General features: G+C 57.6%; 18 protein-coding genes. 15 read left to right on the top strand and 3 right to left on the bottom strand.

What is annotated here, in order from left to right; genetic code table 11:
* The first annotated feature begins 85 nt into the window (after nt 1–85).
* A complete protein-coding gene (locus NIZ92_RS14885; RefSeq protein WP_115634057.1) occupies nt 86–835 on the top strand; it encodes a sulfite exporter TauE/SafE family protein in 750 nt (249 codons plus the stop codon).
* A 268-nt stretch (nt 836–1,103) separates the two neighbouring features.
* Entirely contained in the window at nt 1,104–2,180 is a 1,077-nt protein-coding gene (gene hppD, locus NIZ92_RS14880) for a 4-hydroxyphenylpyruvate dioxygenase (RefSeq protein ID WP_254002186.1), read from the top strand.
* A 99-nt stretch (nt 2,181–2,279) separates the two neighbouring features.
* Here the strand turns inward: hppD and NIZ92_RS14875 are convergent, their stop codons facing one another.
* Nucleotides 2,280–3,413 (bottom strand): HPP family protein, encoded by a 1,134-nt coding sequence (locus tag NIZ92_RS14875; RefSeq protein WP_009460080.1) that lies wholly within the window; start codon nt 3,411–3,413, stop codon nt 2,280–2,282.
* Nucleotides 3,414–3,468: 55 nt separating this feature from the next.
* The gene (locus NIZ92_RS14870; RefSeq protein WP_035271935.1) at nt 3,469–3,909 is read right to left on the bottom strand and encodes a hypothetical protein; all 441 of its coding nucleotides are present in this window, start codon (nt 3,907–3,909) and stop codon (nt 3,469–3,471) included.
* 127 nt (nt 3,910–4,036) lie between these two features.
* Here NIZ92_RS14870 and gspG point away from each other — a divergent pair, with 127 nt between their 5' ends.
* Genes gspG through gspF form a run of 11 tightly spaced genes read left to right on the top strand, consistent with a single transcriptional unit; the run spans nt 4,037 to nt 14,007 of the window.
* Complete coding sequence (gspG, locus tag NIZ92_RS14865) at nt 4,037–4,507, top strand: type II secretion system major pseudopilin GspG (RefSeq protein WP_021446951.1); 471 nt, start codon at nt 4,037–4,039, stop codon at nt 4,505–4,507.
* Nucleotide 4,508: 1 nt separating this feature from the next.
* Nucleotides 4,509–4,979, top strand: a complete 471-nt coding sequence (locus tag NIZ92_RS14860; protein ID WP_026484756.1) for a prepilin-type N-terminal cleavage/methylation domain-containing protein — start codon at nt 4,509–4,511, stop codon at nt 4,977–4,979.
* Nucleotides 4,976–5,335, top strand: coding sequence for a type II secretion system minor pseudopilin GspI (gspI, locus tag NIZ92_RS14855; RefSeq protein WP_367881673.1), 360 nt, complete (start codon nt 4,976–4,978; stop codon nt 5,333–5,335). The genes NIZ92_RS14860 and gspI overlap by 4 nt, the downstream gene beginning before the upstream one ends.
* The gene (locus tag NIZ92_RS14850; RefSeq protein WP_115634012.1) at nt 5,332–5,931 is read left to right on the top strand and encodes a type II secretion system protein J; all 600 of its coding nucleotides are present in this window, start codon (nt 5,332–5,334) and stop codon (nt 5,929–5,931) included. Before gspI ends, NIZ92_RS14850 begins: the two co-directional genes overlap by 4 nt.
* Nucleotides 5,928–6,788 carry a type II secretion system minor pseudopilin GspK gene (gene gspK / locus NIZ92_RS14845; RefSeq protein WP_035271940.1) on the top strand — a complete coding sequence of 287 codons (861 nt, stop codon included), beginning with the start codon at nt 5,928–5,930 and terminating at the stop codon, nt 6,786–6,788. Before NIZ92_RS14850 ends, gspK begins: the two co-directional genes overlap by 4 nt.
* Nucleotides 6,789–6,792: 4 nt before the next feature.
* Nucleotides 6,793–7,758, top strand: coding sequence for a GspL/Epsl periplasmic domain-containing protein (locus NIZ92_RS14840; RefSeq protein ID WP_254002184.1), 966 nt, complete (start codon nt 6,793–6,795; stop codon nt 7,756–7,758).
* A complete protein-coding gene (gene gspM / locus NIZ92_RS14835) occupies nt 7,755–8,306 on the top strand; it encodes a type II secretion system protein GspM (RefSeq protein ID WP_254002183.1) in 552 nt (183 codons plus the stop codon). Before NIZ92_RS14840 ends, gspM begins: the two co-directional genes overlap by 4 nt.
* Nucleotides 8,303–9,049, top strand: a complete 747-nt coding sequence (gene gspN, locus NIZ92_RS14830) for a type II secretion system protein N (RefSeq protein ID WP_115634009.1) — start codon at nt 8,303–8,305, stop codon at nt 9,047–9,049. The genes gspM and gspN overlap by 4 nt, the downstream gene beginning before the upstream one ends.
* Before the next feature lie 13 nt (nt 9,050–9,062).
* Nucleotides 9,063–11,375 (top strand): type II secretion system secretin GspD, encoded by a 2,313-nt coding sequence (gene gspD / locus NIZ92_RS14825; protein ID WP_254002182.1) that lies wholly within the window; start codon nt 9,063–9,065, stop codon nt 11,373–11,375.
* Nucleotides 11,372–12,790 (top strand): type II secretion system ATPase GspE, encoded by a 1,419-nt coding sequence (gspE, locus tag NIZ92_RS14820; protein WP_042487051.1) that lies wholly within the window; start codon nt 11,372–11,374, stop codon nt 12,788–12,790. The genes gspD and gspE overlap by 4 nt, the downstream gene beginning before the upstream one ends.
* A gap of 14 nt (nt 12,791–12,804) precedes the next feature.
* Complete coding sequence (gene gspF / locus NIZ92_RS14815; RefSeq protein WP_254002181.1) at nt 12,805–14,007, top strand: type II secretion system inner membrane protein GspF; 1,203 nt, start codon at nt 12,805–12,807, stop codon at nt 14,005–14,007.
* A gap of 99 nt (nt 14,008–14,106) precedes the next feature.
* On the opposite strand, the gene NIZ92_RS14810 is transcribed toward gspF, so the two are convergent.
* Nucleotides 14,107–14,670, bottom strand: coding sequence for a recombinase family protein (locus NIZ92_RS14810; RefSeq protein WP_035271953.1), 564 nt, complete (start codon nt 14,668–14,670; stop codon nt 14,107–14,109).
* A 664-nt stretch (nt 14,671–15,334) separates the two neighbouring features.
* On the opposite strand from NIZ92_RS14810, the gene NIZ92_RS14805 reads away from it, so the two are divergent.
* Both NIZ92_RS14805 and NIZ92_RS14800 read left to right on the top strand, forming a co-directional pair.
* Nucleotides 15,335–16,531, top strand: coding sequence for an EAL domain-containing protein (locus NIZ92_RS14805; protein WP_254002180.1), 1,197 nt, complete (start codon nt 15,335–15,337; stop codon nt 16,529–16,531).
* Nucleotides 16,528–23,847: a YadA-like family protein gene (locus NIZ92_RS14800; RefSeq protein WP_254002179.1), complete on the top strand. Its 7,320-nt coding sequence runs from the start codon at nt 16,528–16,530 to the stop codon at nt 23,845–23,847. Before NIZ92_RS14805 ends, NIZ92_RS14800 begins: the two co-directional genes overlap by 4 nt.
* Nucleotides 23,848–23,892 lie beyond the last annotated feature (45 nt).

Raw genomic sequence — 23,892 nt, 5'->3', positions numbered from 1 at the left:
TCCATTGTGGAGGCTTTTTTCTGCCCGCTCGATTCGTAAAGAGAGATACTGTCGCTTGTCTACAGGCAAGGAGCAGCGGGGGATGATGGAGTCGGTTTACTGGGCGGTGGCTGTTGGCGCCATTGTGGCGGGTTTTGTGCAGGGTTTGTCGGGCTTTGCCTTTGGCATGGTGGCTATGTCCTGCTGGGCCTGGTTTCTGGAGCCTCAACTGGCGGCGGTGCTGGCGGTATGCGGTGCCTGGACAGGGCAGATGATTGCCGCCTTCACCCGGCGGCGTACCTCTTATTGGCAGATCCTGTTGCCGTTTCTGGCCGGCGGCCTGATTGGTGTGCCTTTGGGGACCTATTTGCTGCCTTTCCTGGATGCAGCCGTATTCAAGGCGTTTTTAGGAACCTTGATGGTGATCTGGTGCCCGATCATGCTGATGTCCAGCCGTTTGGGCCATGTGAGGGTGCGTAGCCGTCTGGCCAATGCCGTGTCGGGTTTGATAGGCGGCATCATGGGCGGGCTCGGTGGTATGACGGGGGTGATTCCTACCTTGTGGACCACCATGACCGGGCTGCCCAAAGATGAGCAGCGCGCCGTTATACAAAACTTCAATCTGGCGACTTTGTCGGTAACTTTGCTGGCCTATATTGCTTCCGGTTCTATTCTGCCGTCCATGTTGCCGTCTATAGGACTGGTGATGCTGGCTGTGCTGATCCCTGTGCTGGCGGGCGCGCGCCTGTATGTGGGCATTAGCCAAAGCACGTTTCGAGCCCTTGTTTTAAGTCTGTTGACCCTGTCCGGCATTGCGATGCTGGTCTCGTCCGTACCACAGTTGCTGGCGCGCTAGAGCAGGTGATTGAAGCCTCTAGGGTAATGCTCTATATCGAAAAAAGGCCTGTTTACCTGATAATAAATGTCGGCGATGGGAATGCATTTCGGCTTCCCGCCCACTGGAGCAGAGCCTGTGAGGTTTCTGGGATTTCAATTGTTGTTTGGTGATCACTTGGCACGCAGTGTGCGTGGGGTATCCTGCGCGCCCCCCTGCAAGGCTTGAGCCCAAGTTTCAAGGCGTTTTTACGCCATCTTTGATTACCTGATTGCAACTGGAGTCTGCTATGACTGACTTGTTTGAAAATCCAATGGGCCTGATGGGCTTTGAGTTCATCGAATTTGCCGCTCCCCAGCCTGGTGTGATGGAACCTGTCTTCGAGATGATGGGGTTCACCAAAGTGGCGGTACACCGCTCCAAGAAAGTGTCCCTGTATCGCCAGGGCGAGATCAACCTGATCCTGAATGAAGAGCCCAAGAGCCACGCGGCTTACTTCGCCGCCGAGCATGGCCCTTCGGCCTGCGGCATGGCGTTCCGCGTGCGCGATGCGCAAAAGGCCTACGAGCGGGCGCTGGAACTGGGTGCCCAGCCTGTCGATATTCCTACCGGACCGATGGAACTGCGTCTGCCTGCCATCAAGGGTATTGGTGGTGCCCCTCTGTACCTGATCGACCGCTTTGGTGAAGACAACTCCATCTACGACATTGACTTCGTTTACCTGGACGGCGTGGATCGTCATCCCGTGGGCGCGGGCCTGAAAGAGATCGATCACCTGACCCATAACGTGTATCGCGGCCGCATGGCTTACTGGGCCCAGTTCTATGAGCACCTGTTCAACTTCCGTGAGATTCGCTATTTCGACATCAAGGGCGAATATACCGGCCTGACGTCCAAGGCCATGACCGCCCCCGATGGCAAAATCCGCATTCCCCTGAACGAGGAATCTGCCAAGGGCTCGGGCCAGATCGAAGAATTCCTGATGCAGTTCAATGGTGAAGGCATCCAGCACGTGGCTTTCCTGACCGATGATCTGATCGCTTCCTGGGACAAGCTCAAGGCCATGGGCATGCGCTTTATGACCGCACCGCCACAAACCTATTACGAGATGCTGGAAGGCCGCCTGCCTGCACACGGTGAACCCACCGCAGAACTGCAAAGCCGTGGCATTTTGCTGGACGGCACATCGGAAGGTGGCCACCGCCGTCTCTTGCTGCAGATTTTCTCTGAAACCTTGATGGGCCCCGTGTTTTTCGAGTTCATTCAGCGCAAGGGCGATGATGGTTTTGGTGAAGGCAACTTCAAGGCCTTGTTTGAATCCATCGAGCGCGATCAGTTGCGCCGGGGTGTCTTGCAGGCCGAGTAACAAGGTTCTGCGCCTGTGTAAGACGCATGGGTGCTGATCTGTCCCCACTGTTTGGCGATGGCAAGCAGTGGGGATTTTTTTTGGGCTGAACCTTTATATTCAGTCCTGCTTGCCGCGTGGTGGCTGCAGAATTCTGAACAGCTCCAGCATCAGATCAGATTGGGTAATCATGCCTACCAACTCTTTATGGTCATTGACCACAGGCATGTGACGGTGGCGGCCCTGGCTGAACAAGGGAATCAGCTCTGCCACCGACCAGTTCGCGTTGGCGGTGACGGCCGGCGCAGTCATGATCTCGGCCACTGTGGGGGCTGCACGTTGTCGGGGGCTCAAGAAGCGCTTGAGTCGCTGGCGCAGATTATCCGGCTGATCCAGTCCGGCGCGTTGCAAGAAGTCCGACAGGGCCAGGATACCAATCACGTGCTTGTTCTGATCCAGCACGGGCAAGGCCTTGATCTTGCGCTCGCGCATCATGTCCCAGGCTTGCTGCAAGGGCGTACTGACCAGGCAGGACAGAGGCGCATCATTCATCAGGGTGGAGCAGCGGCGTGTGCCCAGATTGCGTCGGAAGGCAGACTGGTGCACATAACTGACCAGCTTTTCCAGATCATCGTGGCTGATGTTCAGAGTCTGGTTGTAGTGGCTTAAAGCCGCATCGTAATCCTGGTCCGTAAAGCGGGCTGGCGTGGCGGCTGGGCGTGTTGCGGGTTTATGTACCGGCGGATAAGCCACGCCGGTCAGGCGGTTGTACAGCATGCCCAGAAGGATCAGCACGCAGGAGTCAAACAGCACCGGAAACAGGACGAAGTCGTAGTTCTGAATACCATTCAGAGCGGGAAAGACCGCCATTGCCAGACTGGGCGGATGCACGCAGCGCAGGGCCAGCATGATGGGCATGGCAACGCAGACGGCCATCGTAATGGCAGCAATCGGATGAGGGAGCAGCACCGCGCAGGTAATGCCTGTGAGTGCGCCCACCAGATTGCCCAGCAATATGTTCCAGGGCTGTGCCAACGGGCTGCTTGGCACCAGAAAAATCAGCAAGGCGCTGGCGGCCAGGGACGCCACCAACCAATGATGCGTATGTGCAAAATCCGACAGGTACAGGCTAAGAGAGGAAACCAACAACACGCTAAGCGTGGCGCCTAGCGTGGCACGCAGCATTTCAGGGCGTGCAATGGCCAGCGACTTGGGGCGCAGGCTGTCAAACCAGTGACGAAGTAAAGCAGGCATACCCACCAGGGTGAAGAAGAAAGACAGCTTTAAATCATACTGCTAACTCTTCAATTCAGGGCTTAGCCCCTTGCTGGATACCGGGAATGATGGCGGGGCCTTTGCGCTCGGTGGCGATTTGTTGAGGCACGGCATCTACCGTAATCACAATGTGTTCGCGTTGCAGCGAATCCAGCAGCACACCCGGTGCCAGCTCCTGACCAGGGCGATACGCACGTACCGGCTGTTGATTGATGCTGAGCAGGGCTGCCCCCGCCTGGCCGCTTACGATCATGCCATGCAGACGCAACTCGGGCAGCGCGGTGCTGCCTCCAAACCACTGCGCAATTTGCTGCGTGCTGATCTGCTCGCGGTGGTCTTCTTCCAGTACCGGCGCAATGGTCCCGTCCGAGGGCAGGAACAGGTTGATCAGCAAATTGATCAGGGCCAGAGCGATACCGGCCTGACACAGACGCAACCAAAGATGTGACGGAAATATGGCGGAAATAATACCCATTTAGACTGCATCGCATAGTGCTTTGGCAGACGGCCAAGATGGCTGTCTTAAGGGCTCTTAGTGTGCGTGTGCTGCATGAAGCCCGTATGACAAGAGCTTGGGTTTTTTTGGGTAGCTTATTTCCTTCATGTCTCGATCTACTTTATCTCGCCGTCCGGCACGCCGTTTGGCCGGCTCTGTTCAGTCCCGCGCTCAACAAGGTTTTTCTCTGATTGAGGTCATGGTGGTGGTGGTCATCATGGGCATTATGGCGGCCCTGGTCGTCCCCAGTCTGATGGACCGTCCCGATCAGGCACGTGCCGTCGCCGCTCGTCAGGACATTGCTGCCCTGACACAGGCCCTGAAGCTGTACCGCCTGGATAACGGCCGTTACCCCAGTACCGCTCAAGGTTTGGCGGCACTGCACCAGCGTCCCACCCAGCCTCCCGAGCCACGCAACTGGCGTCCTTATATGGACCGCCTGCCCAACGACCCTTGGGGCAATCCGTACCAGTATCTGCAACCCGGCGTTCATGGCGAGATTGATGTGTTCTCGCTGGGGGCGGATGGGCAGGCCGGTGGGTCGGGCAGTGATGCCGACATAGGCAATTGGGACTGATGTGGCTCAGCGGGGCTTTTCCTTGATCGAGACCTTGGTGGTCTTGCTGATCGTGGGCATTGTCAGCAGCGCGGGTTTAAGCGTGCTGGTGCTGGACCGGGATCAGGGGATACAGCGAGAAGCCCGTCAACTGGCTCTGCGTCTGGCCGAACTGCAAAGCTATGTGCGTGAAAGCGGGCGTAGCGTCGCCTGGAGTGCGGATCAGCAGGGCTATCGCTTCAGCTTGATCCCGGACGCTACGGATGGTGCCAGCCCCACACCGGGCTGGCTGCGCGATCAGGCCCGCTTTGCCCAGTTGTTTCCTCAACGATCCTGGACTTTGGAATCAGTGCGTGTGCGCCTGGAGCCGGCGGGACCGTGGGTTTTTGTGAATGAATGGTTGTCCGCGCCGCGTCAGCTGGAGCTGGATGATGGTCACGAGGTCCTGCATTTACGCAGCGATCCGACGGGCCGTTTTGATGTGCAGTCATGACAGAGCGTGGCATGAGTTTGATTGAAGTATTGATTGCGCTGGCGATCGTCTCGGTGGCCTTGACCGCCGGATTGCGTGCACTGGGCCTTAGCGCCTCTGGTAGCCAGGCCATGCATGAACGCAGCCTGGCTCTGTTGGCAGCCGATGGTGTGGTGGCCGAGATGCGGCTGCGCCGCCTGTTTCCCGATTCGGGTGAAACCGTTGTGCCTTGTCGTCAGGGTTCCTTGAACTTGCAGTGCAAGCAAACCGTGCAGGCCACGGCCAATCGCTTCTTTCGTCAGGTAACGGTACAAGCTTTCTTGCCCCAAGGCCCCGTGCTGGCCGAGTTGCATGCGACCTTGGCGTCCTTGCCATGACAGACGCGAGCCAGGAAGGCTTCACTTTGGTGGAAATGTTGGTGGCCCTGACCATCATGGCCTTGATCAGTCTGATGTCCTGGCGTGGCCTGGATGCGGTCTTGCACGCGGATGAGCAGCTTGGCCGACAGGCGCGCCAGACCCAGGCCTTGTTCAATGTCTTATCCCAAATGGGCCGGGATCTGGAGTTGCATCTGCCCACCGCGCCAGGTCCTGCGGACCCGACGGGGGCGATGGCGGTGTTGCCCGCCAGTATTCGCTGGCAAGCCAAGGGTGAAGGCCCGGCCATCCTGATGATTGAACGTCGCGCCGAAGCCGGAGCGGGAACCCAGCAGATTCAATGGCGTTTGCAGCAAGGCGTGTTGCAACGGGCTATTGCCCAGGCAGGAACGGTTTACCCCTTGCCCGAGTTGGGCCCTTTGCAAGATGTGCTGGAGCAGGTCACCGCCTGGAACTTGCGTATCTGGATTCCGGCGCGTGGCTGGCAAAGCTGGCCGTGGCCCGATCAAGCCGGGGCAGCCGCTACAGGCATAGAACTGACAGTGCAGTTGGAAGGGCAGGAGCAACCGTATCGCAAAGTGGTGATGCTGCTATGAAACGGGCATCTCAACAAGGCATGGCTGTGATCAATGCGCTGGTGGTCGTGATGGCAGTGTCCATTGCCACCATGGGCATCGTCCAGCGTCAAAGTGGGCTGGCAACCCAGTTGGCCAGCGAGCGCGATTACATGCAGGCCAACTGGTTGCTGCGCGGCGCGCTGGATTGGGCTGTGCTGGTCTTGCGTCTGGACTCGCAGCGCTCCGCTGTGACGCACAAAGGTGGACTGTGGGCGCAGGCCCTGAGCGAGCTGAAGATAGAGACTCCGGACAAGACCCGTGCGGCTTACTTCTCCGGCTATATCCAGGATGAGCAGGGCAAATTCAATCTGGCTTTATTGCTGCGCGATGGCCGCATTCAGGCCCGCTATGTGCAGGCATTGGAGCAATTGCTGGGCAGTGTGCAGCAGGAACCCTCTTTGGCTTTGGAGCTGGCCCAGCGATTGGAGCGGGCACAGGCCGGGCAAGCGCCTTGGCCCTCTCATTTGCAGGACTTCTTTCCCAATGCAGAGCAACAGGCCAAGCAGCTGGAGCCATATCTGAGCTATTTGCCGCAAGCCAAATCCGTGAACGTGAATACCGCCAGTGCCCAGGTGCTGGCGGCCGTGCAGCCTTCCGTCAGCCTGGTGGAATGGCGTGGCCTCTTGGAGCAGCGCGACCGGGGCCAGTGGTTTCGGGATCAGGCCGATGTGCAGGCCCGCCTCCAACGTCAGGAGGCGCTGGAGGGGCAAACGCTGAGCGTGCGCAGTGAATGGTTTTTATTAAGTGGCGAGTTACGACTTGACCATAGCCGGGTGGCAACCCAGGCCCTGATCAACAGGGCTGCGGACCGCAGCCGGATTGTCTGGATTCGTTGAAGTGATGAGCAAAGTGCTGCGTATTTATTTGGACTCTCCGCCAAGGCTGGATCAGCCGGTGGACTTTGTGCTGCGGGACAAGCGCGCCAGGGTATTGCGCCGTGGACGGGGAGAGGTGCAGGAGTTCAAGGGCCTGGCCCGCTCTTTGGAACTGGTCCTGCCTGCAGGGATGGCGACGGTGACGGAAGCGCGTATTCCCTCGGTCAGCGCCTCGCGGCGGCAGGCTGTGGCGTGTAGTGCGGTCGAGCCTATGTGCTTGAGCCCTATCGAACAGGTGTGGGTGGCCTGTTCGGCACCGGGGCCGTCCGGGATGAGTCAATTGGCCTGGACGGAGCGCCAGCCTTTGCTGGCTTTGGGGGAGCAGGCGCGTCAGTTGGGACTGCCTTTGAGCGGGGTTTACGCCTGGTCCGATGGCCATGAACAAGACAGGCAGGGCCAGGGCCAAAACTTGACGGTGCCGGCCTGCTCCTTGCTGATGCCAGAGATGGCGTCGAATGGTGGTAGCAGCGTGCTACGACAAAGCCTGTGGTGGACTTTGGCCACTGTGTTGAGTTGGACCCTGGTCTTGCAGCAGCAGGCGCAGTCGTTGCGATCTCAAATGAGGCAGGTGCAGACTCAGATGGAGCAGGCGGTTCGGCAAGCCTTGCCACACCTGCCCGTTATCGTCGCACCCTTGACGCAGGCCAGACAGCATCGTGATGGTTTGCTGACCGAGAAAAGCCCGGCCTCGGCTCCCTTTGATCGTTTATTGATGGCCAGCGCCGTGCAGTGGCCTGCTTTGCAAGGACAGGTGCGGGCATTGAGTTTCAAAGATCAGCAATTGCATTTGACGCTGGCCAGCGAACTGGCCGCGCAGCCTTTGCCGGCTGAATCGGATCTGGAGTGGAAGCAGGGCGAGTCTGCCCGCCAATGGGAAATCGGCTTTAGCAAAGCAGCGCAAGCAGCCAGCCAGCAGGGGGCGCCGCAATGAGCAAATTCACCGCACTTCAGCCTGTATGGCTGACCGTACAAAGCAAGCTCGCCCTGGCAAGACAGTACTGGCAAGCCTTGGGCCGTCGGGATCAATTGGCCTTGTCGGTATTGGGCGCTTTGCTGGTTTTGATGTTTCTGTGGTTGTTGCTCTTACGTCCTGCCATTCGTGATCTGGCCTTGGCAAAACAGGAGCTGCCTCGTCTGCAGTACGAGATGGCGCAACTGCAAACCGTGCTGGCGCAGATTCAGGTGCTGGATAAAGAGCTGGTCGCGCCTGTGGATGGACAAGGGCAAGACAAGGCCTTGCAGCGCAGCTTGCAGACCTTGGGTACCCAGTGTCAGACAGAGCAGTCACAGGCCGAGCAACGTGTTCTGGTCTGCCAGGCTGTGGCCGCTCCTGCCTTGATGGATTGGCTGATGCACGCCCCCCGCGTGCTGGGCTTTGCCGTGCAGGAAGTCAGCATGAGTCGCTCTGTGGTCGATAGCCGTGAACGCGCCGGTCTGCTGGATGGCCGCATTGTGCTGCGTGCAGGAGAGCCTTCATGAAAAAGCTGGCCAAGATCATGGGGTGGGTTTTGCTGGCGCTGTGTTTGCTGCTGGCCGCCGTGCCCTTTCTGCCTGCCCGCATGATGCTGGCCTGGCAGCCCGAGCAGTTGCCGCTACGGCTGGAAACCGCCCATGGCAGCCTGGCCTCCGGTCAAGGCTTGCTGGTCGTGGGTTCGGGTCTGTTGGCCCGCACTGTTCCCGGTCCTGTCAGCTGGCGTTGGCGTTTGGCACCCTGGCCGCAAATGGAGTTGAGCCATGGCTGGCTGGATCAGCCTGTGCGCCTGCAAGCCAGCCTGCAAGGTTGGCGTATTTCGGGCCAAAGCCTGACCGCTCCCGCCGCGCTGTTAGGACGTTTGCATCCTTTGTTGCAGACCGTGCAACCGCAAGGGCAATTGCAGCTGCGCTGGCCCAGTCAGGCTCTGGCCGCTGAAAACGGGCCGTTGCTGGAACTGGATTGGCGTAATGCACGCTCCGCGCTGGCGGCCCAGGCCGAGCTGGGTGATTACCAATTGGCAGTCAGCCGCAAGGGGCAGGGCGTGCAGTTAAGCCTGCGTACCTTGGCGGGGGATTTGACCTTGGCAGGTCAAGGCCAGTGGGGGCCGGATGGTGGGCTGTTTGAAGGACGCGCCCAAGCCAGACAAGCCGACGATCAACGATTCAAAGAGTTACTGGAGGCCTTGGGGCCTCAGCGTCAGGGTGTGACCCAATGGCGAATAGCCACAACGACTAGCAAGCAGGAATAACGATATTTTGACTATGAGTACCTTGACTAAACGACTTCCTGGGCTGCGGCCTCGCTTCCTTTTAGGCCTGGGTGCAGCCGTGCTGTTGAGCGCCTGTGCGAGCAATGGTCAGAAACCTGAGCCCGGCCCCGATCCTTCTTCGTTTTTTGCCTCGGTAGGCAAGACGCCCGTTCGTAGCACTCAGGCTGACCCGCGCTTTGCCAATAGCAATACCTCGCCTCCGGCCGTGACACGTCGGGTTCCACAACGTGTCGGGGGCAGTGCCGCCCCGATCGACTTGCCCGACCCGGCCGAGTTCCCGCAAGGCAACGACATCACGCTGAATTTTGTGGATGCCGAGCTGGATGGGGTTGTGGCTGCCTTGGCCCGTTTTACCGGCCAGAACTTCATCGTGGACCCTCGCGTAAAAGGACAACTGACTTTGGTGTCCGAAGTACCGGTCGATGCCCGTACCGCCTACGAGATGCTGTTGTCTGCCCTGCGCATGCAAGGGTTTGCCGTGTTGCGTAATGGCAAGGTCAGCCGCGTGGTGCCCGAAGCCGAAGCGCGTCAACAAGGTGGTGCCGTGCGTGCCGCCGGTGCCGGGGCCAGCGGTAGCGGCGAGCTGGAAACCCGTGTGTTCACCCTGCGTTATGAAAACGCCACGGCCTTGGTGCCTGTGTTGCGGCCCATGATTTCGCCCAACAACCCTATCAATGCCTACCCGTCCAATAACACTCTGGTCGTGACGGACTATGGCGACAATCTGGATCGTATTGCCCAGGTGATTGCCGGGATTGATACCCCCGCAGGCTTGAATACCGACATCATCCCGATTGATTACGGAGTAGCTCTGGACGTGGCGGCACTGGCTTCGCAAATGCTGGACACGCCCGGCAACGATGTGGCGCAGCGCATTACCGTAGTGGCTGATCCGCGCAGTAATTCCGTGCTGGTGCGGGCAGGCAGTCCGGCCCGTCTGGATCTGGCGCGCGATCTGATACGCCGTATCGACAGCCCGGAAAGCAATAAGGGCAATTTGCACGTGGTCTATTTGCGTAATGCCCAGGCCGTGCAGCTGGCCGAAGTGTTGCGAGCAGCCTTGACCGGGCAATCGGGTTCGGGGAATGCGTCCACAGGGAATCAGCAGCAAAACAACAATAGTCTGGCTCCTGACACCAATACCAACACCACGGGCGGTGCCAAGGCCATGACGACCTCGGCGACAACGGGCCAGCAGCCCCAAGGGGAGTTGGGTTTGAGCGCTGCGAACAATGCCAGCGGCACTGTGGCCTTCAGCGCGGGTGGTGCGACCGTGCAAGCCGACCCATCCACCAATACTTTGATTATTTCCGCTCCCGATCCGGTCTACCGAAGCTTGCGTGAAGTGATTGATCAGCTGGATCAACGTCGTGCTCAGGTGCTGGTGGAAAGCCTGATCGTGGAAGTGAATGCAGAGGATGCTGCCGAGTTCGGTATTCAGTGGATGACGGGCGGCGGCAATATCGCGGACGGTGGTTCGGGCTTTGTGGGCGGTGCCAATCTGGGCGGCAGCGGCATCACCAAGGCCGGGGCAACCACATTGGATTCGCTGGCCGCCGGTTTAAGTTTGGGTGTGGTGAAAGGCACGGTGAATGTGCTGGGCCAGCAGGTGGTCAATCTGGGTGTTCTGGCGCGTGCGCTGGAACGCCAAGGGGGCACCAATATTCTATCCACGCCAAACCTGATGACACTGGATAACGAAGAGGCCAGCATCATGGTGGGCCGCACCGTCCCCTTTGTGACAGGGCAATACACCACCACGGGTGACGGGGCCAGTAACCCTTTCCAGACCATTCAGCGTGAGGACGTGGGCTTGACCCTGAAGGTGCGCCCGCAGATTTCCGAAGGCGGCACCGTCAAGATGGCGCTGTATCAGGAGGTCAGCAGCATTGATACCGCCATGTCGGTGTCGGCCAACTCGCCTGTCACGCGTAAACGTGCGCTAAGTACCAATGTGCTGGTGGACGATGGTCAGATCATTGTGCTGGGTGGTTTGCTGGAAGATTCGATTGAGGACGGCACGCAGTCCGTGCCTTTGTTGGGCGACATTCCGCTGGTGGGCAACCTCTTCAAATACGAGAAACGCAAGCGTACCAAAACCAATTTGATGGTGTTCCTGCGCCCTCATATTGTGCGTAATGCCCAAGATAGCCAAAGCCTGTCTTTGGACCGCTACAACTACATGCGTGCCGTGCAGACAGGCTTGCCGGATCGCTCCACCTGGTTCCACCCGGATGCGGGACACATGGTCTTGCCGCAGGCCGCAGGCTCGTCCGGAACCGTGGACTTGCGAGAGACCTTATGACCCGCCTGCCGTACTCCTGGGCACGTCAGCACCGTGCGGTGCTGACGCAGCAGCAAGGTGTGGGTACGCTGGTCATTAGCGAACGCACACCGGATTGGGCCTTGGTGGAATTGCGGCGACGCTACCCCGAGCTGGACGAGCGCCAAGTGCCTGATGCGGAACTGGATACCTTGATTGATGCCAGTTACGCACAGGGCGACGATGCCGCCAGCGTGGTGGATGCGGCCGCCAACGAGGTAGACCTGGATCGTCTGATGCAGGAACTGCCCGCTGTCACCGACTTGCTGGAAAATCAGGACGATGCGCCGGTCATCCGCATGATCAACGCCTTGTTCACCCAGGCGGTGCGGGACGGTGCCAGTGATATACACCTGGAGCCTTATGAAACCCATTCGGTCGTGCGGTACCGGGTGGATGGCCGTTTGCGCGATATCGTCAGCCCGCGTCGAGCCTTGCATGGTGCTTTAGTGTCCCGTATCAAGATTATGGCCAGCCTGGATATTGCCGAAAAACGCCTGCCCCAGGATGGCCGGATTGCCCTGAAAGTGGGGGGCAGGGCCTTGGATCTGCGTGTCTCGATTTTGCCTACCGGGCATGGCGAACGCGCCGTAATGCGTTTGCTGGACAAGTCCGCCGGGCAACTGGAGCTGGAGCGTCTGGGCATGGCCCCGGACATCCTGGCTCAGCTCGATGAGCTGATTCATCAACCACACGGCATTGTGCTGGTTACCGGGCCTACCGGCAGTGGCAAGACCACCACCTTGTATGCTGCTCTGGGCCGTGTCGATACAGCCCGCAGCAATGTGCTGACGGTGGAAGATCCGATTGAATATGACTTGCCCGGCGTAGGCCAGACGCAGGTCAATCCCCGTATTGAGTTGAGCTTTGCACGTGCCTTGCGTGCCATATTGCGACAGGACCCGGACATCATCATGATCGGGGAAATTCGGGATCTGGAAACCGCACAGATTGCGGTGCAGGCTTCTCTGACAGGCCACCTGGTTCTGGCCACCTTGCACACCAACGATGCCGTGTCCGCCGCGACTCGCTTGGTCGATATGGGTGTGGAACCTTTCTTGCTGGCGTCTACCTTGCGTGGGGTGCTGGCCCAGCGGCTGATACGCAAGCTGTGCCGACATTGTCGTCAGCCTGCCGAGCACGGGCAGTATCGGGCCAGTCCTGATGGTTGCGAGCATTGCGCTCACACGGGTTATCAAGGCCGTACCGGGATTCACGAGCTGTATCGCATCGATGAACGTGCCCAGCACTTGTTGAATGCTGCCGGGGCCGAACCTGCCTTGCGTCAGGCCGCGCGTGAGTCGGGCATGCGCAGCTTGCGCGAGGACGCCCAGCGTTGGGTAGAGCAGGGCATCAGTACCCCTGAAGAAGTATTGCGCGTCACGCGCGAGTTATAGAGGGGTGAAACAGCATGGGTACCTATCACTATGAGGCGGTGGATCAGGCCGGACGCAGCGAGCGGGGTGTGCTGGAGGCCGAGAGTGAACGGCTGGCGCGTCAGCAATTACTGTCCCGAGGTCTGCTGACGGTTTCCTTGAAGGCTGGCCGTAGCCGAGCCGCTGCCCGTGCTCGCAGTGCGGGTCTGCGTCGTACCGAGTTATCCTGGCTGACTCGTCAGTTAGCCAGTCTGGTGGCGGCGGGCTTGTCTCTGGAGGCCAGCCTGGGAGTGGTGATCGAGCAGGCGACGCGTCGGCCTCTGGTGCAATTGCTGGCAGCCCTGCGTGCGGATATTCGGGCAGGGCAAAGCTTGAGTGATGCCTTGGCGAATCACCCGCGCGACTTCCCGGAAATCTATCGGGCATTGGTACGAGCAGGGGAGCAGTCGGGCGAGCTGGAGCAAGTGCTGGATCGTTTGGCCAGCTTTATCGAGGATAGCGGCGCCCTTCGTGGCAAGGTGCTGACGGCCTTTATTTACCCTGCCATTGTCAGTCTGATTTCGGTGGCGATGGTGGTGTTTTTGCTGAGCTACGTCGTCCCGCAAGTGGTAGGGGCCTTCACCCAAGCCAAACAGCAACTGCCCATGCTGACTCGGGTCATGATCAGCGCCAGTGATCTGCTGCGTGAATGGGGCCTGGTGTTATTTGTTGTGCTCTTACTGGCGGCTGGCCTGGTGGCTTTTTTGCTGCGACAGCCGACCTTGAAGCTGGCCTTTCATCGGCGTCTGTTAAGCGTACCCGTTCTGGGGGGCTACTTGCTGGGTGTGGATACCGCTCGCTTCGCTGCCACGCTGGCCATTCTGGCTGGCAGCAATGTTGCCTTGCTGAATGCTCTGGAAGCGGCCGGGCGTACTGTGTCCAATCTGGCCTTGCGCGAGGCCGTGAATCAGGCCGCTATTCATGTGCGCGAGGGTCTGCCTTTGGCGACCGCCTTGCAGCGCAGTGCCTTGTTCCCGCCGCTATTAGTCCAACTGATTGCCAGCGGTGAAAAAACCGGCGAACTGGCACCCATGCTGGATCGGGCCGCGACGACCTTATCAACCGAGCTGGAGCGCAAAGCCCTGACCATGACCGCCTTGCTGGAACCTTTGATGATTTTGCTGATGGGTGGTTTGGTGCTGTTGATTGTTCTGGCCGTGATGCTACCAATTATCGAGATGAATCAGCTGGTGCAGTAAAAGGCGGTAGGGTGCTTGCCCTGTTCCCCTACAGATCATTGCCGCCACCTAGTTGTCTGGCGGCAATGCTGACTAATAAAGTCACTTGCGTTGAGCCCGCTATGTCGAGGCCATGGCCTTGATGCGGCGTATCGTCCTGGGATGTACGTCATATTTTTTGGCAACGATGTCCAGCGGAACTTGATTGGTCAACGCAATAAGGGCTTCTTTATGTTGGGCGGGTGATAAGGCAGGACGTCTGCCTAGTGGCCTGCCATTGGCACGCGCTGCTGCCATTCCTGCGCGAGTGCGTTCGCTAATCAGCGAGCGTTCAAACTCAGCCAGGGCGGCCATCATATGAAACAGCAATCTACCACCCGATGTTGTTGTGTCTATATTTTCCGTCAAGGAAATGAAATGGATATTCTCTTTGCCTAAACGATCGATCGTGTCGACCAAATAGCGTAGTGATCGGCCCAGCCTATCCAGACGCCAGACAATAAGCGTGTCACCCGATTTCAGTTTTCGCTGCAGATGATTCAATCCTGGACGTGTTGCTTTAGCCCCGGATATCCCTCTATCCGTATAGATATGATCACAATTCACCTTTTTTAAAGCCGCGATCTGTAGGTCCAGGTTTTGATCCTGTGTTGAAACGCGTGCATATCCATATTTCTTACTCATAGTACCCATCTTCCTAGCGCAAAGCGCAGCCTCCCCCCTCCCACTCGACTACATCTCAGTGCAATCGATGTTAGTAAACCCAAGATGGTCCAGTGGAATGTTGGCCACGCGATGTCAAGTTTTACTAACCGCATGCAAACCTGCTGCCACGTAAACGGCGATTGAGGTAGCTCGTACTGCAATAAAAACTATTACGTAATTTTTTATTAACGCTGTGTTTCAGATGCAGATACTGATTAAGTGTTAGCGGCGGCCACATGTGTGTCAACACGAAGCAGGTCTGGCCGATGCACTTTCTGAAGAACGTTGCAGCCAGCCATAGGCAAGCGTCAACAATGGTTAAGAAAAGGCGTAAATAGGCTTGCGATTTTGACAAGAAGCCTCCTTTTAGTCCCAACCGAATAGCGCATCGAAATGATCCTTTTCAGCGTAATTTTCACGTACAAACGTGTCTATTTGTTATGGAATGGATGTTGACATAAAGGAGGCTTTTTGACCGCTGCCAGGTTGAAAGCCAGACGCTGATTCACGCTCAGCGTCCACAGTGCCAACTGACAATGCGGGGCGCGTAATGGGCGTCCAGTCGCTAGAGTCATTGTCCTGCTGGTTGCAGCAAGTTACTCCTTCAAGCAGCTATTTGCTTTTAGGCTTGCGAAGACTGGCAATGCTTGCCCAGGCCTATGATGCGCGCCTGTTCCAGCAAGCCTTTTTGTCCGCCATTTCGGCGCGTCTGCGTCCCTACGGCATAGCACGCAGCGACATCCTGGTGCTTGATCAAGTGGTGTTGATTGGCTTGACGAATTGTCGTCTGCCCACCCAGTTTGACAAGGACCTGTTTCTGGAACGAGTCAAAGCGGCGCTGTGCTACGAGCCCGTTCGCTGCGGCTCGGACCGTATCCTGGTCAATGTTGTTCCGGCCTGGGTTGAAGCATCGGGCGACCGTCCGGTTTGCCTGTCTCATTTGCAGTCTCTGGCCAGCACTATTGCCTTCTCCGAGCTTGAGCCTCCTGTTTGCGAGCAGACTCGGCGCGACATGGCTCTGGCGACTCGTTTCTTTGCAGATATGCGGGACGAGAAGGTAGCCCTGTCATTTCAGCCTGTGGTCTTTGTGCAGGATCGCGAGCAGGTTCTGTACTACGAAGTGCTGTTGCGCTGGGATGATGCGCAGAACAGTACTGAGCCCGTTTCTTGTGCGCAGGTCGTTCAGGCCATAGAGCGCTTGCATGTGACCGAACGCCTGGATGCCAGCGTTCTGTGGTCGGTGGTACAGGTGCTGGAGCGTTATCCGGATGTTCACCTTGCCTGCAATATTTCCCCCTTGTCTTTGCAGCAGGGGCCGTGGTGGCGGCTGCTGATTGCGGTGCTGCGCGATGCGCCACAGCTGGCCAGCCGTTTGACCCTGGAAATTACCGAAACGGCTTCTGTCTTTGATCAGAAAGCCGCCATTAGCCTGCTGCGCACCTTGCGCGGCCTGGGCTGCAAAGTTGCCATTGATGATATTGGGACCGGATTCAATACCTTGGATCTGGCTCGGCAGATCCGTCCCCAGGTCATAAAAATTGATAAGTCCCTGGTGCATCAGGCACGGGACAGGGACGGCATTGCTGCCCTTCATTCTTGGGTTCATGCCTCGCGTGGCATCAGCCAATACGTCATCGCCGAAGGAATTGAGACTGCCCTGGATTTCCAGTTGAGCGTCGATGCCGGCGTGCACGCCGTCCAAGGCTACTTCATAGAACCTCCCTGCCTACTGCCCCCCTGGGAGGGGGCGGAGCCTTTGTGCGTTCGAGACAGTTTCAACCCTACTCACACACACGTAGCACTCAACACGTATTCCTTAAAGGATCAGGAACAGAGATGAATCACGTCTACAAAACCATCTGGAATGAGCAAACGGGAACATTTGTTGCCGTTTCTGAGCACAAGAAAGCCAAAGGCAAGCGCAGTTCCTCGTGCGTCAAAGGAGGAAAGCGTGCGTCTTTTTCCGCACGCATGGGATGGGGTGCCTTGTTGACAGCAAGCGCATTGGCGATGAGCAATGCCTGGGCCGCGGTCGAGATTCCTGGCGATGGTCAGAACAACCTCATTGACTTCACCAGCCCAGGCGGCACCATCCGGTTTACGGGTGGTGGCAGCATCGTGGGGTTGAGTAGCCTGACGATCTCCGGCGCCTTGAGTGCCGATCAGATTACGGTGGGTGGTGAGTCTGTGGCGACCCAGGCGCAGCTCAATGCTACGTCCGCTGAGGTGCAGACCAATACCGGCAAGATTGATGGGCTGGAAGGGCGGGTCACGAGCAATGAGTCCACTCTGACGGATCATGGGACTCGCATTACGGATAATGAAACGGCCATTACGGGTCATGACACCCGGATTACGGATAATGAAACGGCCATTACGGCCCATGACACCCGAATCTCGGACAATGAAACGCTTATTGCTGATCATGGCAGCCGCATTGGAACGGCTGAAGCAGGGTTGGTGACGATCAACGATCGTCTGACCGCCTTGGGTGTGGATGATACCAATCCTGGTGTGAAGTATTTCCGTGCCAATTCAGAGCAGCCTGACGCAGAGGCGAACGGCGAAGAATCCATTGCAATTGGCCCTGAGTCCAAGGCAGAGGGTGATCGCAGTATCGCTGCAGGGCAGGGCGCTTTGGCCGATGCCCAGAGCGCGATTGCATTGGGTGACGGTGCCAGTGTCGCCAGCGCAGACAGTCGACCCAAACCGGAGGCGGCCATTGCGATTGGCAAGGATAGTCAGAGCAGCGGTCTGGCCAGCGTTGCGGTAGGCCGCGAAGCAGCGGCGAGTGGAAATAATGCGCTTGCCTTGGGTATGCAGGCACAGGCCAGCGGGGCTAACGGGATCGCCTTGGGTCTGGATGCTCAGGCTGATGCAGAAAACAATATCTCTATCGGTAATGGTGCTGGCCGGGCGACTGGCAATCATCTGCCGGGTGATCGTTCGCACAATATAGCCATCGGTCAGGCCAGTGGTCAGAACGTCAAAGGTCAGTTCAATGTGGCGCTAGGTGATGGCACCGGCAATGGCGTGGATGGCAACGAGAACGTGGCACTTGGCCGAGATGCTGGCCAGAATATCATTGGCGATAGCAATGTCAGCCTGGGCAAGAATGCGAATCGGGGGCTGTCATCAAACCGTGCGATCGGTATTGGTGAGGACTCCGGCGCTGAAACAGAAGGCGTGGCGATTGGGTACAAGGCGATTGCCGGTAATACCGGGGTTGCGGTGGGCCGTCAGACAACGGCATTGGGAACGGGTACAGCCATTGGTCCTAATGCACATGCAGACAGCAATTTTGTAGCCCTGGGTTTGAACTCGCATGCCGCACAAAGCGATGTGTCTGGCTTGAGCAAGTTCACCAATAGAGGCTTCAATGGCAGTGCCGTTTCCGTTGGTAGCAGCCAGTCGGGCAGTGAGTTCACTCGTCGTATAGTGAACGTGGAAGACGGTGCCAATGACACCGATGCTGTCAACGTGCGCCAGTTGCAGTCGGCTGTTGATCAGGTGACGCTGGGTGCGACTGTGGATTATGAAAAGCTGGCCGAGAAGGTTGGCGAGGACTGGGGCCAGCAGATTGCCGATAGCAAGACTGGTTACTTCAGCGTCAATGATGGTGGTGTGGACAAGGGCAACAAGAATAATAATGGTGCTGCTGCCTCCGCCATTGATTCGATTGCCATCGGCCCGGATGCGACCGCCAAGGAGAAGGACTCCGTTGCCATCGGGCATATGGCAGGGGCAGAGGGAGCGTCATCTGTTGTGCTGGGCCACAACATCAAGGGCTTGGGGCTGAACTCCACGACTATCGGTAACTCCCAATCTGAAGCGCGGGACGAGAGCGGCGTGGCAATTGGTACGCACGTTGTCAGCCGTGACAAGAACTCCATTGTCATTGGCCGGGATTCCTACACAGATCGTCAGGCAAACGGTCCCTCGGTCGAGAACTCGATTGTGATCGGTACAGAATCCAGTTCCACAGCCGTGGAAGGGATTGTGATCGGTAAAAATTCGGTGGTAAATGCGGCTCGCGGTATCGCTCAGGGTAGCAACGCGACGGCAACGGCTAATGACGCCATGGCGTTTGGTACTCGGTCACAGGCAACAGCCGGTAATTCCCAAGCCAGCGGTACGGATGCCAAAGCCTTTGCGGCGCGCGGTATTGCAATGGGTACTAACGCTCGCTCCGGCCAATCTAATCCTGATGTCGAAAATCAGGACAAGAACCGCGATTCGATTGCGCTGGGAACGGACTCCATTGCCCAGTTCAATAGCAGCATCGCGGTAGGTCGTGAGGCCGAGGCTACGGCCGACTTTGCGCAGGCACAGGGCAAGGGCGCTCATGCCTTTGGCGAGGCATCGATTGCACAAGGCCGGGACGCTTGGGCTCTTGAGCGGCAGGCGATCGCGCTGGGTGACGGTTCCCGCAGCACGGCCGACCGTGCCGTCGCTATTGGTCAGGGCGCACGTGCTGGCAATGCACGTTCGGTAGCGCTGGGCGATGGTGCAGAGACAGCAGGCGCGGTTGGCACCTCGAATGCCTCTTTGAACGGGCTGACTTACGGTAACTTTGCCGGGGATCGTCCTGTTGCTACCGTCAGCGTGGGTACGGACGAGGAAAAACGTACGTTAACGAATGTGGCCGCGGGCCGGATCAGCGCCAGCAGCACAGATGCGATCAATGGCAGCCAGTTGTATGCCACGAATTCGGTACTGGGTAATGTGGCCAACACTACGAAAAACATCCTGGGCGGCAATGCCACGCTGGCCTCTGATGGCAGTCTGAGCATGAGCAATATCGGTGACACCGGTGAAAACACGGTGCACGACGCGATCAAGTACGCAGCTCAGGGCTGGCATGTGAGCGCTAATGGCGCTGCCACGGAGAACGTGAAACCGGGTGGCTCGGTGGACTTCAGCAATGACGATGGCAACATCACCGTCACGCGTACCGGCACCGATCTGGCTTTCAACCTGGCTGATGATTTGACCATCGGCAACAGCATTACGGTGGGCGACACCATCGTCAATGGCGATAGTGTCACGACCACGAACCTGACTGTTGAGGGTGCCACCCGCTTGGGCGACAACTTCGAGGTTAACAACGCGGGCGATGTTATCTACAAGGGTAGCGAAGTAGCGACCCAGACCGATGGCTTGAGTTTTGCGGGTAACACCGGCGGCACCATTGCCAAGGCGCTGGGCGATGACACACCGCTGACCATTTCGGGTGAACTGGCCGAAGGCGCAGAGTCCACGGGTGCGAACTTGCGTGTCGATAGTGACGGCAACAAGTTGAACCTGGTGATGGCTCAAAACCTGACAGACATCAACAGCATCACCATCAATAACGGTGGTCCGGTGATCAACGGTGACGGCATCAATATGAACGGTAAGAAGATTACCGATCTGGCCGCTGGTACGGATGACACCGATGCGGTGAACGTGTCGCAGTTGAAGGATGTTGAAGAGGTTGCCAACGCAGGCTGGAACATCAGCGCCAATGGTGCAGCTGCTGAGAACGTCAAACCCGGTGGCTCGGTAGACTTTAGCAATGACGATGGCAACATCACCGTCACGCGCACGGGCACCGATCTGGCTTTCAACCTGGCTGATGATTTGACCATCGGCAACAGCATTACGGTGGGCGACACCGTGATCAACGGTGACAGCGTCACCGTAGGCGACACCATCGTCAATGGCGATAGTGTCACGACCACGAACCTGACTGTTGAGGGTGCCACCCGCTTGGGTGACAACTTCGAGGTCAACAACGCGGGCGATGTTATCTACAAGGGTAGCGAAGTAGCGACCCAGACCGATGGCTTGAGTTTTGCGGGTAACACCGGCGGCACCATTGCCAAGGCGCTGGGCGATGACACACCGCTGACCATTTCGGGTGAACTGGCCGAAGGCGCAGAGTCCACGGGTGCGAACTTGCGTGTCGATAGTGACGGCAACAAGTTGAACCTGGTGATGGCTCAAAACCTGACAGACATCAACAGCATCACCATCAATAACGGTGGTCCGGTGATCAACGGTGACGGCATCAATATGAACGGTAAGAAGATTACCGATCTGGCCGCTGGTACGGATGACACCGATGCGGTGAGTGTGTCGCAGTTAAAAGAGGTCTCGGACGTTGCTAACGCAGGCTGGAACATCAGTGCCAATGGTAGTGCAGCTGAAAACGTGAAACCCGGTGCTTCGGTGGACTTCAGCAATGATGATGACAACATCGTCATCTCGCGTGATGGCACCGATCTGGCTTTCAATCTGGCCGATGATCTGACCGTGGGTAACAGCATTACCGTAGGTGATACCGTGATCAACGGTGACAGCGTCACGGTTGGGGACACGGTTGTTAATGGCGATAGCATCACCACCAACAACCTGACTGTTACGGGTGAAACCCGCCTGGGCGACAACTTTGTAGTCAACAACGACGGCGACGTTATCTACAAGGGTGGTGAGATCGCCAACCTGAATGATGGCTTGAGCTTTGCGGGCAACACCGGCGGCACCATTGCCAAGACTTTGGGTGAGAACACACCGTTGACTATCTCGGGTGAACTGGCCGAGGGCGCAGAGTCCACGGGTATGAACCTGCGTGTTGATAGTGACGGCAACAAGCTGAACCTGGTCATGGCCCAGAACCTGACGGATCTGAACAGCATCACCATCAATAACGGTGGCCCGGTGATCAACGGCGATGGCATCAATATGAGTGGCAAGAAGATCACCAATCTGGATGCTGGCACGGATGATACCGATGCGGTGAATGTGTCGCAGTTGAAAGAGGTCTCGGACGTTGCCAATGCGGGCTGGAATATCAGCGCCAATGGTGCTGCTGCTGAGAACGTCAAACCCGGAGCATCGGTGGACTTCAGCAATGACGATGGCAACATCACCGTCACGCGCACCGGCACTGATCTGGCTTTCAATCTGGCTGATGATCTGACCGTAGGCAACAGCATTACGGTGGGCGACACCGTGATCAACGGTGACAGCGTCACTGTGGGTGATACGGTCGTCAATGGCGATAGCATCACCACTAACAACCTGACTGTTACGGGCGAAACCCGTTTGGGCGACAACTTTGTGGTCAATAACGGCGGCGATGTTACTTACAAGGGTAACGAAATCGCCACCCAGGCCGATGGCTTGAGTTTTGCGGGTAACACTGGCAGTACCATCGCCAAGACCTTGGGCGATAACACGCCATTGACTATTTCAGGTGAGTTGGCTGAGGGCGCAGAGTCCACGGGTGAGAACCTGCGTGTTGATAGCGACGGCAACAAGCTGAACCTGGTCATGGCTAAGGATCTGACGGATCTGAACAGCATCACCATCAATAACGGTGGACCGGTGATTAACGGTGCCGGCATCAATATGAACGGCAAGAAGATCACCAATCTTGCCGAAGGTACGGATGACACCGATGCGGTGAACGTATCGCAGCTGAAAGAAGTTTCAGAGGTTGCCAACGCAGGCTGGAATATCAGCGCTAATGGTGGTGCTACTGAAAACGTGAAGCCTGGCGCCTCGGTGGACTTCAGTAACACGGACGGCAACATCAACATTTCTCGTGATGGCACGGACCTGGCCTTCAACCTGAACAAGGATATTGATCTGGGCGCAGACGGTAGCCTGAAGACAGGAAACACGGTCGTGAACAACGACGGTCTGACTGTGGATGATGGGGCAGGTAACAAGACCTCCACGACTGCGGCAGGCACCACGGTCAGCAATGCCGCCGGTGACACGACTACCGTAGGCGCAGGTTCGATCACGGTGGCAGATGCGGCCGGTAACAGCACGGCTATCGGCAGCACGCAGGTCGTGGTGGGCGGAGCAAACCCGGTCACGATCAATGGTGATACCGGCCGAATCGGCGGACTGACCAATCTGACTTGGGATCCGGACAACTACACCAGCGGTCAGGCGGCCACCGAAGATCAGCTCAAGCAAGTCAATGACGTTGCCAGCGCTGGCTGGAATGTGACCGATGCGGATGGCAACAGCGCCAATATTGGCCCGAACGGCCAGGTTGCCTTTGTCGGTGACAAGAATGTCACAGTTGAGCAGACAGGCACTGATGATTCCGGACAAGTTGAAGTCAAGCTGAACAAGGACATTGATCTGGGTGCTGATGGCAGCCTGAAGACCGGCGATACCGTCATCAACAACGCAGGGGTTGCGGTAGGAAACGACGTACACCTGGGTAACACCGGCCTGACCATCAATAATGGCCCGAGCATCACCCTGGCTGGCATCAACGCAGGTGATATGCGCATCACCAATGTTGCCGCCGGTCGCAATCCGACGGATGCCGTCAATTATGGTCAGCTCCAGCCTATCGAGTCCTTCATTGGTCTGGATGGAAACGGCTCGTTTGCCTACAACGGTGGCCAGCATTCCTCCTTGAAAGATGTTCTGGACAGCATGCACTGGAATGTTGAAGCACCGACGGATGGCAAGGAAGGCGGCAATACCGGTGGTTCCAACGGCAATGGTTCCGGCTCCACAGGTGGTGGCAATAATGGTTCCGGTGACGGCACGCCTATCCACAATGGCAACACGGTGGGCTTTGTTGAAGGGGACAACATCGTTATCTCCAAGACGGACCGGGTCAATGATGCAGGCCAGACCGTTGGCGCTGATATCAAGGTGTCGGTGTCCCAGGATCTGAAGGTCAATTCCATTACGGCAGTAAATGTTCAGGCCGATGAAATTCAGATCAATAACGGTGGTCCGATCATCAACGAGAACGGCATCAATATGTCCGGCAAGCACATCACCAATGTGGCGGCGGGCGTGAATGACACCGATGCGGTCAACGTAAGCCAGTTGAATCAGGTGGCGGGCAATCTGCAAGGCCAGATCAACAATATTCGCCACGATATCAATCGTCTGGATAACCGCTTAAGTGCAGGTGTGGCGGCCGCGATGGCAACAGCGTCTCTGCCTCAGGCTTACTTGCCGGGCAAGCACATGATGTCCATGGCCGGCGGTACCTGGCGTGGAGAGTCCGGTATGGCCATTGGTTTCTCCGGTATTACCGATAACGGTAAGTGGGTTTACAAGCTCTCGGGCAATACCACCTCGCGCGGTGATTACGGTGGTGCCGTGGGTATTGGTTATCAATGGTAAGTCGGCCCTGACTCTATGGTGCATCGGCGCCTTGGCGCCGATGCA

It is taken from the genome of Alcaligenes sp. 1735tsa3 (genome assembly GCF_024134565.1).
In the GTDB taxonomy this organism is placed as follows: Bacteria; Pseudomonadota; Gammaproteobacteria; order Burkholderiales; family Burkholderiaceae_B; genus Alcaligenes; species Alcaligenes phenolicus.
Note: the sequence above shows the minus strand (reverse complement) of the source record. Positions and strands in the feature narration are given on the sequence as shown.